This is a genomic window from Acidithiobacillus ferrivorans (assembly GCF_016250455.1).
GTDB lineage: Bacteria > Pseudomonadota > Gammaproteobacteria > Acidithiobacillales > Acidithiobacillaceae > Acidithiobacillus > Acidithiobacillus ferrivorans.
This window is the reverse complement of the sequence record NZ_CP059488.1, coordinates 1,810,942-1,825,645: the sequence shown is the minus strand read 5'-3', so window position 1 is coordinate 1,825,645 and position 14,704 is coordinate 1,810,942. Positions and strand designations below refer to the sequence as shown.

The window sequence follows — 14,704 nt, the reverse complement described above, 5'->3', positions numbered from 1 at the left end:
AGACGCTGATCTATACCCTGATGATAGCAACAGCGGGGTAAATTCATGGCACTGCCCATCACGGTAAAAATTAAACTCACCGGCAGCTACGCAGACAAGGTGCGAATTACGGCTGCATCACGACGCATGTCACTGGCGGCACTGACCGCCGAGTATGCCATGCGTGGGCTCGACGCGGAGGCGGAAGACGGCAGCGAGCTGGCCGGTTTTGAGCGTCGGATTGCTGCAACCATATTGGCGTCCAGAAGTGACCTCGAGGCCGTGCAGGCCGAGCTCGACACGGTGGCCGCGATGCTCGACACCTTCGTCAAGCTCATGCTGGTTCACCTGCCAGAACCGGGCACGGAGAAGGAAGCCACCCAGGCTTCCGCACTGGCCCGGTATGAGCGATTCATCCAGCAGGTCGGCATGGCCTTCGAAGGCGACCGACCGCAGGCCCTCAAAAAAATCGGAGAGCTGATTCAGAAACGGATCGAAACAGCGGAGGAAAATCAGTGAACATCCACGCGCACGATCAGCAGGAACAGCAGGCCCATGCCCGCCGGATCGAGCAGATGCGGCGGATTCTCGGTCCGGAGATCGCCGCCCTCTTCGATGACACGGGTGTCGTCGAGATCATGGCCAACCCCGACGGACGGGTCTTCGTTGAGCGCCTGGGGTCGGGTATATCCCACCTGGGCGAGATCGATGCAAGCCGTGTCCAGTCCCTGTTAGGTCTCATGGCCGACTACCTGCATACCACGGTGAGCCGTGACCGGCCTATCGTCGAGGGCGCCATGCCCATTGAGTTTCTGCGCAGCCGCTTTGCCGGCGCGATTCCGCCCATGGTGGAGGGCGCGTCTTTCAGTATCCGCCTGCCAGCCCGTTCGGTGTACACCCTTGATCAGTACGTTGAGGCGGGCATCATCACGGCGGCGCAGTTGGACACCCTTTCCGATGCCGTGCTCTCCCGCAAGAATATCCTGGTGAGCGGCGGTACAGGGTCCGGCAAAACCACCCTGGCCAACGCCATCATCGACCGGATCTCCAGGCTGTCAGATATCGGTACCCGCATTGTGATTATCGAAGATACCCGGGAGCTTCAATGCACCGCTCCCAATGTGGTCCAGTTCCTGACCGACGATGATGCGGGCATCGACATGACGCGTCTCTTAAAGCTCACACTGCGCTATCGGCCCGACCGCATACTGGTGGGTGAGGTCCGCGACAAGGCGGCCTTGGCGCTGCTCAAAGCTTGGAACACGGGACACCCGGGCGGCATCGCTACCCTGCACGCCAACAACCCCGAAGCGGCCTTATTGCGTCTCGACCAACTCTGCCAGGAAGCGGGCGTTCCCGCACAGCAGACGCTGATCCATGAGGCGGTGGATATCGTTTTGCAGATTGCCCGAGATCGGGAGCACCCTGCTGGACGCCGTATTATTGCGATTTATGAAGTGAAAGAAAACCGTTCCGATTGCCATTGAGGATTGTACGGTGAAAGACGATATTATTCTGACTAATGGTGAATTCATTATTGATCAGGTGGCCAAAGATTGGCTGGATCAGGTATGCAGAACCATTAAAGACGCGGTTGGCGACCACCCAACGATGCGCATGTATCCCTATCGGAAGGACCGATGCAACTATTTGGCCGTGGATTTTGATAAACGCCATACAGATGCGTTCGGACAGCCCCGGAAATGGTTTTCTCTGACTATCGCTATAGCGCCATACGGAAAGATGAGGTTAGATTGTCCTGAGATCGGTTGTAAGGATTTGGTCCCCACAATACGCGACAGCTTTGATGCGATAACAATCGCTGCGCATCTTGCATCAAGGCTAAGAGCAGAGGTCGCTTTTAATCTTCCTCTTCCGATAATGGCACCTTGAATCTTAATGCGAGGTGCCTGAATGATGCCGCCAGAACTGATAATCCATGGTCGTCTCTCTCTATAGTGCCGATCCAGTACACGGTGAGGTAACTGTGGGGGTGATCTTTGGCGGAATCAATAGTTTTTGTAATATGTGTCACCCTGTTGGCATCCTCATTGCTGACATAAAGCGAAAGTGGCATATCCGACGTGCCATCATTTATTTTATCCATAAAATACAATTTAAAACCTTTCCCGTACCTCTTTTTATATAGCTTCGCCCCCCCGTAGAATATATGAAACCCATCAACATTGTTAATTTTCTTAACATGGCAGAATAGGTTTTTGAAAGTGTAATCTCCGAAGTTGTCAACATGTATCCCAATATCCAGGGCTTTTTCTGCCTTGAGTGTTTCGTAGCAAGATACCAGAGTCTCTATGGACCTACTAGAAGAACCGCCGCCAGAATATAGTGCGCGATATGCTGCGATTCTTTGATCCCGGGACTGGATCTTCCTGATCTTGTCAACCTTATCTTCCTCGTCCACCAGGCCCGCTGCGTCGGCAGATGGATCGCTTACCTTAGGAACTGAAAAGCGCGTTATGACGGAAATATCTTTTTCGGTCAGCGAGCGGATTAGGTCATGGTGGTCCCGGTCTCCATGTTCTCGGGCCAGCGATTCAGCCTCTTGAATTTCCACCCAATAGCATGAAGGACTGTGGGCATCCAACTGACGGAAGTGTGGTGTTTTAAATATTTCATCAACGGCGGGGATTTTGTCATAATTCACCCCGGAAACCCGAACGCCAATATCTGGCTTGCTTGTGCGGCATCGCTCGTCGGAGCATAGAAAGGTAAATCGTTTCTGTGGATTTTGCGCGAAGTATGCTTCTCGTGCTTGCTCTATATCCACAATCTTATCCAGTTCAACACAGAACGCCTTCTCAATACGCATAAGGACCCTCGCTCGCTGGTTCTCCCTCATATGGTATACCAAAACCCGCCGATCTATACCCGCGCAAGGACAAATGCGTGTCCGTCCACGAAAGGGGGTTCACATGAAAAAGCGGTTGAAGGCAATGTTTTCTGGAGTTCGCAAGATCAGCGCGGCGGGCCTGATGGCCCTGGCTCCTGGTGTGGCGTTCGCGTCCACGTCGGGTGGTGTGTTTTCTCCCATTGCAGGGCCGCTGAATACGGTCCTGACCGGTATGCAGGATATGGGCGGGCTGGTCGCCGCTGGCGGAGTGGTGTCTACGGGCCTTGCCTGGTGGCATGGCGGCGAGCACAAGAAGGCCATGATGATTGGCCTGGGTGCGACGGTCGGGGGCATTGCCATGGCCAATGCGCAATCGCTCGCCACCAGTATCACCGGCGGCGCCACGATGGGGCATGTGGGCATCCTGGGCCTCGCCACATCGCATGCCCTGCACGTCATGGGGCTCTAAGCCATGGCGGCGGAGCATACCCGCCGTCTCCCGCTCCACCCCTCCCTGACCAAGCCGATGCTCGTTGCGGGGGGTGAGCGGGAGGCCACGTTTGCCCTTTGGTTCGTCTGTCTCTCTATACCGATTCTGGTCTCTCTCTGGTTCATCCCGGTGGGTCTCATCGTCGGTGGAGTAGGGCAGTCGTTTCTGCGAACACTCGCAAAACACGACCCGCAATCCTTTGGCGTTGTGCGTCGCCACTGGAGCCAGCAAGCCGTCTACCTGGGCGGGGCCAGCGCTTATGCGCCGGTCAAATACAAGGCCCCCAAAGAGCAAACGCAAAGTGCTGCGTCTGGCGGCCTACTCAAAGCCCTGTCGAAACTCATGAGGAAGAAGAAATAATGCGCTCCCTGAAACAGTACCGCGATAAAGCCCTGGGCCTTCCCGATCTTTTGAACATCGCTTTTCTGGTGGATGGCTGGCAAACGGATGCCGGGGAAATGGCCATCGCGCTGCAAAAAGACGGGAGCTTTCTGGCGGGGTTCCGCTATGACGGACCTGATCTCGAAAGCCAGTCCACGCAGGATCTGGAGGCGCTCTCGGCCACCTGGAACAATGCCATCGCTCGACTGGGCACGGATTGGGGCGTGCATGTCACGGCGATTCGCGAGCCGGCCGACGGCTATATCGACGAATCGGAGTGCGCCTTTCGCGACCCGGTGTCGCGCCTCATTGAGGCCGAGAGACGAGCGCAGTTTGGATCGGAAAGCAATCACTATGTCAGCCGCTATTACCTCACAGTTGCCTGGCGAACACCCATCGATGCGGAAGTACAGTTGGCACAGTCCATGATCCAAAAGAAAGCCGGCAAACAGCCCGAGCAGCTGGCCGATGCGGCATTCCGGGACACACTGGCCCGCTACCGGCAGGGGATCGAAGTTATCCTGGGCATTTTCAGGCAGGGGTACCGGGTGAAGGCCATGGATGCCGATGCCCTGCTTACCCATATACATGAGTGCCTGACCGGCGCCACGCATCGCGTCAATGCGCCCCGGATTCCGGCGTATCTGGATGCCCTCATCGGGCACCATGATTTTGTGGGCGGGCTGGAGCCGTCCATCGACGGGGAAGAGATTCGCGTCGTAACGGTTCTGGGCTATCCAGGCATGACTTTCCCCGAGATGCTGGAGAACCTGCATAGCCTGCCCTTTCCCCTACGCTATACGCTCCGCTTCCTGCCCTTCGATCAGTCTGATGCGGTGGCGGATATGGCGAAGATCCGGGATCGCTGGTTTGGCTCCCGGGCCAACATGAAGTCCCTGCTTACGGAGAAGATGACGGGCGAGGCCCAGGGACAGTTGTCCGCCGACGATACGGTGGTGAACCTCGCCTATGACGCCAAGCAGGCCGTCAATGAGGCGCGGGAGGGTGCCGTGAAATTTGGCAGCTTCACGCTATCCGTCGTGCTGCGTTCCGCGAATGAAAAAGTGCTTTCCGATCGGATAAAGGCGATCAAGACCTTCTTTGACAATGCGGGCTATGTCGCCCACCTGGAAACGACCAATACGGTAGAAGCGTTCCTGGGAAGCATCCCGGGCCATCTCTATGAGAACATCCGCCGGCCACTGATGCACTCGCTGAATTTTGCGGATTTTGCGCCAAAAACGGAAATCTGGGCGGGCAAGGCGCGTTGCCCGAGCCCACTGATGAAAATGCCAGATGGCCGGAAGGCTCCGCCCTTGCTGTTCGCGGCGACGACGGGGAATACGCCCTATCGGCTAAATCTCCATGTGGGAGATCTAGGGCACAGCCTGATTGCCGGCATGACGGGGGGCGGCAAGAGTACGCTCCTGGCCCTGCTGGCGGCGCAATGGCAACGCTATCCCGGCAGCCGGGTCATTGCCTTTGACAAAGGCATGAGCCTCTACGCCCTCACGGAAGCCATGGGCGGGCAGCATTATGATCTGAACGGCCCGACCTCCGATCTGTTTTTTGCGCCTTTGCAGCGCGTGGATGACCCTTCGGAGGCCGCCTTTGGTGCAGACTGGGTGGAAGCGTTGGCCACCTTGCAGGGCATGACGATCACCTCTACGGAGCGTTCGGCCATTCGTGACGCCGTGCATGGCCTGGCCCGGGAATCCGGACGCTCGCTCACGGCGCTGGTCCAGATGATCCAGAACCGGGAAATCAAGGATGCCTTGCAGTATTACACCCTGACCGGGCAAACGGGGAAGCTGCTCGATGCCGAGAGCGACGGACTGTCGATGGCCGATGCCAGCATGATCACTTTAGAGATGAGCCACCTGATGAATGGCAGCCCGGCGGAGCACCGGGTAACGGTTCCGGTACTGCTGTATCTGTTTCACCGGATCGAGCAGATGCTGGATGGGCGGCCCACCCTCATTTTGCTCGACGAAGCCTGGACCTTCCTGGACAACGACATGTTTCTGGCGAAGTTGCGGCAATGGCTGAAGGAACTGCGGAAGAAAAATGCCGCCGTCGTTTTTGCCACACAGTCCCTGAATGATCTCAAGAACAGCCCCTTGCTTCCGGTCCTGAAGGAGTCCTGCCCGACGAAAATCTTCCTGCCCAACCGGGTAGCCGCCAGTCAGGCCCTCAGACCTCTGTATACCGACATGGGGCTGAATGATCGGCAGATCGAGCTTTTGGCGATGTCCACACCGAAGCAGGACTACTACCTGTCCACACCCGAAGGTCAGCGCCGGATTCAGTTTGGCATGGGTCCGGTCACCCTGGCTTTTTGCGGTGTCTCCGATCCGCGTGAAGGCAGGCGGGTAGCGGAGCTGAAGACTCAGTACGGTGATCGTTGGCCGATTGCTTGGCTGAAAGAGCGGCTGTCACCCAGCATCCGGGATGGTTGGGTGAGCTATGCGGAGTCCCTTTACCAAGAAGAGTCTATCTCGACCCACCCCCGATCTATACCCAAGGCGTTTGATGATTGCGCCGTGACCGGCGCCGGAGATTTTCGATGAGCATCCAAAGCAAAGCGGTCATTTTGAGCGTGATCCTCGTCCTACAGCCAACGTCCGCCTTTGCCGTCAGTGAAGTAGCCGGTGCCACTTTCCCCGAACAGATTGTACAGGAAGCAACGGCGATCGAGCAGTTGGGGAAGCAGGCGCAGGAAGTGACGACACAGATCAGCATGTACGCCAACGATATCGAGCGCTACCAGAACATGGTGACCAACACCCTGAACATGCCGACAGGCGTGTACGCCCAGATCTGGAATCCGCTGGTGGGCTCTATTCAGCAGCTCACGTCCATTTACAGCCAGGCACAGGCCCTGGGATATGCCGGGCAGAATATCGGGGCACAGCTGGCCCAGGAGTACCCGGGGGCGGGCAACTCCTTCCAGAACCTGCCCTCCGTCTATGCCAACTGGAACCAGACGACCAACACCGACATGGAAGACGCGCTGGAGTCCCAGCACCTTGCCGCCCAGAACTTCGCCACCCAGGATTCCTCCATGCAGACGATCCTGAATGAAGCAAAAACCGCTCAAGGGCGGGAACAGGTCGCCGCTGCCGCTGTGGCTGCGGCCAACGTCACCACCAAGTCGATCCAGCAACTGGAGCAGATCACCATGGCTGGAGAGGACGCGCAGATCACGTATCTGAAGCAGAAGAAAGCTCAGGCCAATGCCACCAACCAGTTTGTTGCGGACAGCATGTTCGGTGGTTTCAGCAACAATCCCAGTCTGCTGCCCTGATACGACGAGGAAGCTCCCATGAAACCCATGCGCTATCTGCTTTTCCCTTTGTCCGCCCTGCTGCTGGCCGGCTGTGGCCAGGAACCGCTCTACACTGTCCACTATTACCAGACCCACAAGTCAGCACTTCAGAAGGAATTGAAGCACTGCAAGAAGGCTGAGACCCTAACGGGCAACGCCAAAAAGAACTGTGAGACAGCGAAGCGGGTGGCGGGCGACGGGTTCGTGCAAAAGAGCCTCTTCAGTGGATTGAACAACAATCCCAGCCTGCTGCCCTAAAGGAGACGGGGATCGTGCGCCGATTGAAAAAGATTGCGCCCTGGCTCGCGGGGATCTTACTGGGCGCCGCTCCGGGGCTGGCGTTCGCCGCCGGCGCTGGAACCCTGGGGCAGGTTCAGAACAGCCTCCAGGGATCGATTCTGCCCTGGCAGCACACGATGCAGATGGCAGCGACCGATCTCTTTTATGTTCTGGCCGCCGTCGAATTTTCCGTCCTGTTTCTGAACCATGTTCTGCAAAAGCGCGGGCATGAGGATCTCTTTGCGGGCATCATCAAGAAAGTGGTGACGCTGGGATTCTTTCTGACCCTGCTGGACAATTCCGGGACCTGGATTCCCGACATCATCGATGGCCTTGCTGGTGGTGCGCAGGCACTGGGGGTAACCCAGGTTTCCCCGGGAGCCATTGCCACGGATGCGCTCAAGGTCTTCATGGAGCTGGTGGAGTCCCCATTCAGGGCGGCCAGTCATGCCGCTGGCCATAGCGCCGGCAACGTATTTTCTGACATCTGGAGCCTGAACTTCAGCGGGGCTGTGCAGAGTGCCGCAACGACGCTGGCAGCGGCAAACCCCCTGAAAATCCTGATTGAAGAGTTGATGATGGTCATCATCGGCCTGCTGGCCGGACTGGGTATACTGGTCATGGCCCTGGAGTTCCTGATGGTCCAGATCGAAAGCTATCTGGTCATCGCCCTGGGCGTGGTGATGTTGGCCGGAGGCGGCTTGCGCTGGACATCCAAATATGTGGGCAGCTACTTCGATTACGCCATCAACGTCGGTGTCCGGCTGTTCGTTCTGACGGCACTCGCATTTCTCGTGACCGACAGTATCACGCTGATCATGGAGAAGATTCTCCAGAACATTACCAACCCGCTGCAATCGGGTTTTGAGGCCGTTATCCTGGGCGCTGTCATTGCCCTGTTGCCCCGCAAGGCATCCAGCATTGCCAGTAGCCTCCTGTCCGGCAACTCATCCTTCTCCGGCGGGGAACTGGTCAAGGAAGGCGGGATCATCGCCGGTGGCACGGTAGCGGCTGGAGCGGGAGTAGCAGCCCTGGGCGTTGGTGCGGCTGGTGGCCTCGCCGCTGGTGGACTATCCGCAGCGGCGGGTGCTGGAGGCGCTGGCAGCCTTGCAGGCGGTGGCCTTGCCGGAGCAGCGGGCGCGGGAGAAGCGGGCGCTGCGGCTGGTGTGGCGGCCCCGGAAGCTGGAGCGATGTCCGCAGGTGGTGGTGCGAGTTCCGGCGCGGGCGCGGGGAACGCCGTCCCTGCCCCCAGCGCGGGCGGTTCGGCTGGTGGTGAAGCGGCCCAGGCATCCAGGGCTGTGCAGGCTCCAGCGACCAGCACGCAATCCACTGGCCAGCAGAACCCATCCAAGGGTGTCGAGGCACCGATCCAGGAAGCTGGAAAGGAAGCGGGCCAGGATAAGCAGAACGATCAGGGAATGAGCGCAAGCGAACCCCATCCCGACGCGCCGCCCGTCCCGGTCAATGCCGTCCCCGCTCCTGAGCCCGTCAGTACGCCTTCTGGCGGTGGCGGTGGCGGTCAGGGAAGCAAGGCGGCTCCGGCCCAAGCTGCTCCTGACGCGCCAGGCGGCGGTGGTGCCACCATGGATGATGTGGTCGAGCAATTGAAGCAGATGCAGGGGCAGCCGAAGGGCTTGGCGGATAAGGTCAAAGAAGGTTTTGCCGGTAGATCTCTAAAACATGTGGAGGAAATAGCTACGGCAAAATCAAATCAAGTCCAGAAGAGCGCCATAGATACCAGTCACCCAAGAGATTTTGATTGATGGCCTGCTCTTGACATGGCGGGATATCCGTGACGGTATACCACCAACAACGGGATTAGCAGGGCCACGAGCCAGGATATCTGAAATGACCGCAACGATTTTTCGTTATAAACCTAATGGCGAGCGGGACTATTACCTTGAGCAGATAGAACGCGAGGAGGCGGAACGTCGCGCCCAGCCTGTGGACGGCGAGTTTTGGGCGTATATCTTCAGCCTTCCCATCAAGGCCCTCGCCTTTGTCCTGTTCCTGCCCTTCCGCTACGGCTACGGCAAGCATTTCCTGTTCCTGATTTTTGTGGCTCCTCTGCTGCTGATATTCGGGTGGGTGGCGGTGGAACTCGTACTGAAAATCCACGCGGAGCCCCAGGTGTTCCTGGCCCACTGGCAGGCGCATGTCATCCGGCACCCGGCAGCGGGCCATTGGACCTGGCTGGTTCAGGATCTGACGCGGTGGATACACGCATATTGAGGCGACGCGCCGCCACCTTACTATATGCAGGAACCGATCCGTAGCAACTCTGGTTAAATCCCTGTAGCCGATGGGTGACTGCTTGTGTGTGCTGGTTGGAAGGAAAGCCGCAGGCCGAGTGCCTGGGTTATTTTCAGCACCGTTACCAGGCTTGGGTTCCCTGTTCCGGAAAGGGCCTTGTCCAATCCTTGGCGGCTCATGCCTACGTCGCGGGCAAGCTGGCTGAGGTTGCGGGCGCGGGCAACGTCTCCCAGCGCTGCAAGAATCAACGCGGGGTCGCCATCCTCCATCGCAGCATCGAGATAGTTCGCAATATCGTCCTCAGTCTTGAGGTAATTCACGGTGTCGTAGCGTCTGAATTGTACTTCCATGGTCATTACTCCTTCCATTGCGCTGCAATGGCTTTTGCCAAAGCGATGTCCCGTTCCTGGCTCCCCTTGTCTCCGCCGCACAGAAGCGCCACCACAACTGGTCCGCGCCTCATGAAATAGACGCGATAGCCAGGACCGTAGTCAATCCGCATTTCCGAAATGCCTTCACCTACAGACTTCACTTCTCCAGGGTTCCCAAGGCTCAATCGACGCATCCGCACCTGAATCCTTGCGCGGGCTTGGTGGTCGCGCAGACTTTCGAGCCATTCTCTAGAACACGTTGGTTTCTATGAGTTCAAACATGTGACAACCATAGTTGCCATGTGCTGGCATGTCAACCGCAGTTGACAGATGCTGGTCATGCCCCCCGATTATCTCCCCAACCCTCGATCTATACCCTCTCAGGAATCATCTGAGAGGGTATTTTCATGTCGAGCAATCCCGATTATCTGGCCGCCCGCCAGGAATGGCTTGAGCGCTACGGCTCCTACATCGCGCAAGCGCGAAACTGGCGCATTGCTGCCCTGTCGGCTATCGGCATTGCCGCCCTGTTTGGGGCGGGTATGGTCTACGAGGCAGACCGTGTCCATGTGGTCCCCTACGTCGTCGAAGTGGACAAACTGGGCAAGGCCGTGGAACTGGCGCGGGCCGTGCGGGCCGGTTCTTTCGCCCAGCCGGTGGTGCAGCACATCGTTTCCCGCTTTACCTGGCTCGTTTTTACGCGCAGCCCGGACAAGTATGTGCAGAAGCACTTCATTGATGAGTCCTATCACTATATCGCATCGAGCGCGGAATCTTCGCTGGATGCCTTCTATGCGCAGCACAATCCCTACGCGGCCTATTCCAACAAAACGCAGGGCAACACGGTCACGATCCAGAGCGCTGTTCCTGTTGGTCAGCTCACGGCCAAGGGTGGATCGTACATCGTCGATTTCCTGGTAAAGCACTATGGCCCGCATGGCGGCATCGATGGCGAGCAGAATTGGCAAGGCACGGTCACCTATGCGACGGTCCCGCCATCAAACAACCCCAATGTTCTGAAAGGCAATCCCTTCGGCATCTACATCACGCACTTTGCGTTCAGTCCGCAGGTGTAAGGAGAAGATGGCATGAAAACCAAGACATTGCTTTCTTTTTTGCTCGCCGCATTTCCTGGGTTGGCATTCGCTGGCGTGGATACCAACCTGCCGCCGGTGAAGCCGATTTCTCCGGGACACTCTGCATCCAGTGGCACCACGTTGCCGAGCCAGAAAGTCCCAGCCATCTCCCCGGAGGCTGCTGCGCAGATGGCATCGGCGCATATGTGGCAACAGTCCATTGCCACACCCCCAGAGGGGCCAGAGACCCCTGCGACGGCAACGCTCGCACGTCAGTCACTGGCGGCGTCGCAGGCAATGGACAATACCCTTCCCGTGATCGGCGGCGCGGACGGAACCGTCACCAGCCTTGCAGGCGGCAGCCTTGCCGGACGGCCCGTGCTGGTCTGTTCGCCACTGCATACCTGCATCATCGAACTGCCAGGTGGGGTCAAGCCCGTGACGACCGTCGGCGTCAGCCCATCGGAATGGAATGTGCAGCAGGCCATGGTTGGGAAACAGCCGGAAATCTTCCTGAGCCCGAAATTCAAGGGGCTCCACCAAAACATCGTGGTGGCCGCGACCGACCAGGGCAGGCCCATTAACTATGAAATCCGTCTGGTCAGTGACGCGGTGCGCTATGTTCCCGCGTTGAAGATCGAGGATAGCGGGGGCGAGGTCCGCTCCTGGAAAGCCGCCCCCGCAGATCCAGACAACGCGCTGGCAGGCCACTCAGACACCGACCACAGAGGCAAAACGCTCCGCGTACTGCCTCTGCCCAATATCCGTCTCAACCACATCAATCTGCACTGGTCCATTCATTGCGGTGGCGGCGGATGGTTCAGTTCCAGCGACTGCAAACCGATTCGTCCATTGCGCGTCTATGACGATGGGACCCATACCTTCATCGATATGCCCCATGGGCTGGCGAGCCACGGAGGCTTTCCCATCCTGCAAGCCCGCAATGCCAGTGGACACCTGATCGGAGTCGACACCCAGATCCGGGGCAACACCTATGTCGTCGATTCAGTTCCTGCCGAAATTCTGTTACGGCTGGGTTCTGAGGTGATCACCATCCAGCAGGAGGGGAAATAACATGCGCAACGCAGCGTTGAAAGGGTCAAGCAAAAAACCGGCTGTGTTGATCATGGCCGCCGTGGTCATGGCGGCGGGGGTACCCGCCTCCATCGCATCCACAGTGCAGGTTCCGGAAGTTTCTGGCCAGTCCGCGCCCATTGCGGGGACGGTGAACACCGCCCAGATCTTTCAGCACAGCATGGACATCCGCTACGGCGAGCCCATCCGGGCGGTGGAACAACAATCGGTGCAGTCCTTTACCACAGGTACGCTCTCGCATCTCCCCGTGTTCACCCGCCCGGGCGGGGAAGTCATCGTGCCACTGGGGCAGGTCCTGCCGGTGCTTCAGACCGCCCCGGGCAACTTCTCCGTGGTTATCCTGGGAAAAGGCGTCAAGCCGGTTTCCCTGGCCGGGGCGCCGAGCGCCGAGTGGGTTGTGAAGGAGACCGTCGCCGGCGGGCTTGCAGCTGGCAGGCATCCCATTCTGGAAATCATGCCTCGCTTTGCTGGGCTCAAAGGCAGCATCCAGATCGTAGCTACCAGCCCCCATGGCTATCCGTTGACGTACACCGTGGGTCTGGTCAGCGGTGCCTCCCGGTTCACGCCGGTTCTGTCCTTCTATCGCGTCCCCCACGTTATCCCCCAACCCCGGGAAGTGGTAACACGCGACCAGGAAAAACAGGCCACGGCCCCCATCGCCAATGCTTCGCATGCTGATGATACGCATGCAAATGATGAGCATGTGAATGCCGCGCATGCCGATCTCGCCTGGAAAATGCAGTGTTTTACAGGAGATTGCAAGCCCATTCAGCCGATCAGCGTGGTCAGCAACCAGAAAGTGACCTACATTCACCTGCCAACAGAGAAATCTCCGATGGTTCTGGTGCGAAACAAGGCGGGAAAGTCCTTGCTGGTGAGCTACCGGATGGAAGGGCACATGCTTGTCGTTGGCGCCGTCCCCTACCGGATTGATCTGATCGCGGGAAAGTGGAACAACCTTACCGAGATTCGCCTGACGAATGAGGCGGGAGAGTGACCATGAAAAGCGGCAAAGAACTGGTCTCCGATCTGTTCCGGAAAAAGAAAGGGCAACCGCCCGCCATGGACAGCAGCAACGGCCCGCAGGCCGACAAGTCAGATATCAACGTCAAGCCTGACAAGGACCAGCTGGCGACCCGCATCAAAAAGACGCCACTCTATGTTGCAGCTGCGGTGGTCGGACTGGGCGCCTATGGCGGCTATGAGTATCTGCAAAGCCATTCGATGTTTGGGAACGCCAGGCCGCAGGCACAGGCCAAAACCATTCAGCCAGCGAGCGGGACTGGCGCACCTGCCGCCCCGGCGCACCGGAAGCAGTACCGCAAGCCAACAGATCCTGGGGATGCTGCGGGCGCATCGGCTAGTGCGTCCACGAACAGCGCGGACCAGTCTCACCCGAAGCCAGGCGTACCCAAAAAGAATCCCTACACAACGCAGGACGCCGCCTTCGCGTCCGCCCTGGGTACGGGGAACGCGGGAAGCGGGTCCGGTGATGACCTTGCCTGGAAAACGCCGGAGTCAACGCCGTCCGCGCAGGCCCCGACGGTTCTCCCTATGGCCCTGCCGGGATCATCCCTGCCGGGCGCGGAACTGTCGGCAGCGAAGAAAGCAAAGAAGAAGGCCCAGCCACCCCTGGTGACCCGGGAGACGAGCCCCTACGAAATCCTTTCCGGGTCGGTCATTCCCGCCGTTTTGCAGGTGGGCATCAAGAGCTACCTGCCGGGAAAGATCACGGCGGTAGTCAGTCAGAACGTCTATTCGTCAGTGAACGGGGCAACGCTCCTGATTCCTGCCGGCGCCAGGCTGGTAGGCACCTATGACACGCAGACTGCCCTGGGCATCAACCGCCTTGCCGTTGCCTGGACACGCATCGAGTTTCCGAACGGCACCATCATGAACCTGCCGGGATACGGGGGAGCGGGCGGTTCCGGATACGCCGGCTTCGCCGGGGAGGTCAATGACCACACATGGCTGATCTTCAGGAATGCGTTATTGATGTCGATCGTGGATGCAGGGATGGCGATTGCCTCTCCGTCCACTTCAACCAGTGTGACAGGCCAGATGTCCGGGAATGTGGCTCTTCAGGACAGTGAGCAATCCCTGGCGCAGACCTTTGGGGAAGCCGAATCCCAGCTGCTGGAAAAGTATATCGACATAGCACCCACGATCACCATTCCCCCCGGCTATCTGTTTTCGGTGGTGGTTGCGCATGACATGGTATTCCCCAGCCCTTACGACCCGGAGATGCAGACGGGATCGGCCACCGTCGAACCGGCGCTTGGGCCGAATCTCAATCCCTACGGGTAAGGAGCGAAAACATGCGCGGAAGCATCATCGTCCGGACGGAGCACGATTGCGCTGGGTTTTCACCAGAACACCGAACGGCGATCGTCACGCAAAAGGTGCGTTCCTTGTCCGACGAGGACTTACAAGCTCTGGCTTTGCGTCGGGAGAAACAGCACCCAGGGCGCCGTCTTCGCCCCATGGCGATTACCCTGCCCGCCGACGTGCTGGAACGTCTGCAACGCTTCCAGGGGGCTAGGTGGAGCGTCTCCGCGCTGGTCGACCGCATTCTGGATAGCGCCAAAGCATGAACAAAAA

At 58.5% G+C, this 14,704-nt stretch carries 18 protein-coding genes; 15 read left to right on the top strand and 3 right to left on the bottom strand.

Translation table 11 applies throughout. The annotated features are described in order from the left end of the window. Positions 1-45: 45 nt before the first annotated feature. Genes H2515_RS09080 through H2515_RS09070 form a run of 3 tightly spaced genes read left to right on the top strand, consistent with a single transcriptional unit; the run spans position 46 to position 1,872 of the window. Entirely contained in the window at positions 46-498 is a 453-nt protein-coding gene (locus H2515_RS09080) for a hypothetical protein (protein WP_198659907.1), read from the top strand. Continuing rightward, entirely contained in the window at positions 495-1,466 is a 972-nt protein-coding gene (trbB, locus tag H2515_RS09075) for a P-type conjugative transfer ATPase TrbB (RefSeq protein WP_198659906.1), read from the top strand. Before H2515_RS09080 ends, trbB begins: the two co-directional genes overlap by 4 nt. A gap of 10 nt (positions 1,467-1,476) precedes the next feature. Further along, complete coding sequence (locus H2515_RS09070) at positions 1,477-1,872, top strand: hypothetical protein (RefSeq protein WP_198659905.1); 396 nt, start codon at positions 1,477-1,479, stop codon at positions 1,870-1,872. On the opposite strand, the gene H2515_RS09065 is transcribed toward H2515_RS09070, so the two are convergent. Further along, positions 1,841-2,809: a hypothetical protein gene (locus tag H2515_RS09065; RefSeq protein ID WP_198659904.1), complete on the bottom strand. Its 969-nt coding sequence runs from the start codon at positions 2,807-2,809 to the stop codon at positions 1,841-1,843. The two genes, H2515_RS09070 and H2515_RS09065, sit on opposite strands and share 32 nt — an antisense overlap. 103 nt (positions 2,810-2,912) lie before the next feature. On the opposite strand from H2515_RS09065, the gene H2515_RS09060 reads away from it, so the two are divergent. The 7 genes from H2515_RS09060 to H2515_RS09030 all read left to right on the top strand — a co-directional run bounded on the left by H2515_RS09060 (position 2,913) and on the right by H2515_RS09030 (position 9,540). Next, the gene (locus tag H2515_RS09060; RefSeq protein WP_198659903.1) at positions 2,913-3,299 is read left to right on the top strand and encodes a TrbC/VirB2 family protein; all 387 of its coding nucleotides are present in this window, start codon (positions 2,913-2,915) and stop codon (positions 3,297-3,299) included. A 3-nt stretch (positions 3,300-3,302) separates the two neighbouring features. Then, positions 3,303-3,680, top strand: a complete 378-nt coding sequence (locus tag H2515_RS09055) for a VirB3 family type IV secretion system protein (RefSeq protein WP_198659902.1) — start codon at positions 3,303-3,305, stop codon at positions 3,678-3,680. Continuing rightward, positions 3,680-6,271, top strand: coding sequence for a VirB4 family type IV secretion/conjugal transfer ATPase (locus H2515_RS09050; RefSeq protein ID WP_232821314.1), 2,592 nt, complete (start codon positions 3,680-3,682; stop codon positions 6,269-6,271). The genes H2515_RS09055 and H2515_RS09050 overlap by 1 nt, the downstream gene beginning before the upstream one ends. Then, positions 6,268-7,008: a P-type conjugative transfer protein TrbJ gene (gene trbJ / locus H2515_RS09045; protein ID WP_198659901.1), complete on the top strand. Its 741-nt coding sequence runs from the start codon at positions 6,268-6,270 to the stop codon at positions 7,006-7,008. The genes H2515_RS09050 and trbJ overlap by 4 nt, the downstream gene beginning before the upstream one ends. Before the next feature lie 18 nt (positions 7,009-7,026). Beyond that, complete coding sequence (locus tag H2515_RS09040; protein ID WP_198659900.1) at positions 7,027-7,287, top strand: EexN family lipoprotein; 261 nt, start codon at positions 7,027-7,029, stop codon at positions 7,285-7,287. A 14-nt stretch (positions 7,288-7,301) separates the two neighbouring features. Next, positions 7,302-9,071: a P-type conjugative transfer protein TrbL gene (trbL, locus tag H2515_RS09035; protein ID WP_232821313.1), complete on the top strand. Its 1,770-nt coding sequence runs from the start codon at positions 7,302-7,304 to the stop codon at positions 9,069-9,071. Between the two features lie 85 nt (positions 9,072-9,156). Continuing rightward, positions 9,157-9,540, top strand: a complete 384-nt coding sequence (locus H2515_RS09030; protein WP_075324073.1) for a hypothetical protein — start codon at positions 9,157-9,159, stop codon at positions 9,538-9,540. A 53-nt stretch (positions 9,541-9,593) separates the two neighbouring features. Here H2515_RS09030 and H2515_RS09025 read toward each other — a convergent pair whose 3' ends face one another. Next, positions 9,594-9,911, bottom strand: a complete 318-nt coding sequence (locus tag H2515_RS09025; RefSeq protein WP_198659899.1) for an addiction module antidote protein — start codon at positions 9,909-9,911, stop codon at positions 9,594-9,596. A 5-nt stretch (positions 9,912-9,916) separates the two neighbouring features. Next, positions 9,917-10,126, bottom strand: a complete 210-nt coding sequence (locus tag H2515_RS09020; RefSeq protein ID WP_232821312.1) for a type II toxin-antitoxin system RelE/ParE family toxin — start codon at positions 10,124-10,126, stop codon at positions 9,917-9,919. Between the two features lie 213 nt (positions 10,127-10,339). On the opposite strand from H2515_RS09020, the gene H2515_RS09015 reads away from it, so the two are divergent. The 5 genes from H2515_RS09015 to H2515_RS08995 are packed head-to-tail and all read left to right on the top strand — an operon-like array spanning position 10,340 to position 14,697. Beyond that, on the top strand, positions 10,340-11,008 hold the full coding sequence (locus tag H2515_RS09015; protein WP_198659898.1) for a type IV secretion system protein: 669 nt from the start codon (positions 10,340-10,342) through the stop codon (positions 11,006-11,008). Between the two features lie 12 nt (positions 11,009-11,020). Then, a complete protein-coding gene (locus tag H2515_RS09010) occupies positions 11,021-12,082 on the top strand; it encodes a TrbG/VirB9 family P-type conjugative transfer protein (protein ID WP_198659897.1) in 1,062 nt (353 codons plus the stop codon). 1 nt (position 12,083) lies between these two features. Beyond that, positions 12,084-13,100 (top strand): TrbG/VirB9 family P-type conjugative transfer protein, encoded by a 1,017-nt coding sequence (locus H2515_RS09005; RefSeq protein WP_198659896.1) that lies wholly within the window; start codon positions 12,084-12,086, stop codon positions 13,098-13,100. A gap of 2 nt (positions 13,101-13,102) precedes the next feature. Next, positions 13,103-14,410, top strand: coding sequence for a TrbI/VirB10 family protein (locus H2515_RS09000; protein WP_198659895.1), 1,308 nt, complete (start codon positions 13,103-13,105; stop codon positions 14,408-14,410). 11 nt (positions 14,411-14,421) lie between these two features. Continuing rightward, positions 14,422-14,697 (top strand): hypothetical protein, encoded by a 276-nt coding sequence (locus H2515_RS08995; RefSeq protein ID WP_198659894.1) that lies wholly within the window; start codon positions 14,422-14,424, stop codon positions 14,695-14,697. Positions 14,698-14,704: the final 7 nt, after the last annotated feature.

Excerpts from the sequence above, each read along its gene's own strand:
- H2515_RS09065 (WP_198659904.1), bottom strand. The coding sequence starts at position 2,809 with ATGCGTATTGAGAAGGCGTTCTGTGTTGAACTGGATAAGATTGTGGAT.
- H2515_RS09050 (WP_232821314.1), top strand. The coding sequence starts at position 3,680 with ATGCGCTCCCTGAAACAGTACCGCGATAAAGCCCTGGGCCTTCCCGAT.
- H2515_RS09010 (WP_198659897.1), top strand. The coding sequence starts at position 11,021 with ATGAAAACCAAGACATTGCTTTCTTTTTTGCTCGCCGCATTTCCTGGG.
- H2515_RS09080 (WP_198659907.1), top strand. The coding sequence starts at position 46 with ATGGCACTGCCCATCACGGTAAAAATTAAACTCACCGGCAGCTACGCA.
- H2515_RS09055 (WP_198659902.1), top strand. The coding sequence starts at position 3,303 with ATGGCGGCGGAGCATACCCGCCGTCTCCCGCTCCACCCCTCCCTGACC.
- trbJ (WP_198659901.1), top strand. The coding sequence starts at position 6,268 with ATGAGCATCCAAAGCAAAGCGGTCATTTTGAGCGTGATCCTCGTCCTA.
- H2515_RS09015 (WP_198659898.1), top strand. The coding sequence starts at position 10,340 with ATGTCGAGCAATCCCGATTATCTGGCCGCCCGCCAGGAATGGCTTGAG.
- H2515_RS09000 (WP_198659895.1), top strand. The coding sequence starts at position 13,103 with ATGAAAAGCGGCAAAGAACTGGTCTCCGATCTGTTCCGGAAAAAGAAA.
- H2515_RS09030 (WP_075324073.1), top strand. The coding sequence starts at position 9,157 with ATGACCGCAACGATTTTTCGTTATAAACCTAATGGCGAGCGGGACTAT.
- H2515_RS09060 (WP_198659903.1), top strand. The coding sequence starts at position 2,913 with ATGAAAAAGCGGTTGAAGGCAATGTTTTCTGGAGTTCGCAAGATCAGC.
- H2515_RS09025 (WP_198659899.1), bottom strand. The coding sequence starts at position 9,911 with ATGGAAGTACAATTCAGACGCTACGACACCGTGAATTACCTCAAGACT.
- H2515_RS09040 (WP_198659900.1), top strand. The coding sequence starts at position 7,027 with ATGAAACCCATGCGCTATCTGCTTTTCCCTTTGTCCGCCCTGCTGCTG.
- H2515_RS09020 (WP_232821312.1), bottom strand. The coding sequence starts at position 10,126 with ATGCGTCGATTGAGCCTTGGGAACCCTGGAGAAGTGAAGTCTGTAGGT.
- H2515_RS09005 (WP_198659896.1), top strand. The coding sequence starts at position 12,084 with ATGCGCAACGCAGCGTTGAAAGGGTCAAGCAAAAAACCGGCTGTGTTG.
- H2515_RS08995 (WP_198659894.1), top strand. The coding sequence starts at position 14,422 with ATGCGCGGAAGCATCATCGTCCGGACGGAGCACGATTGCGCTGGGTTT.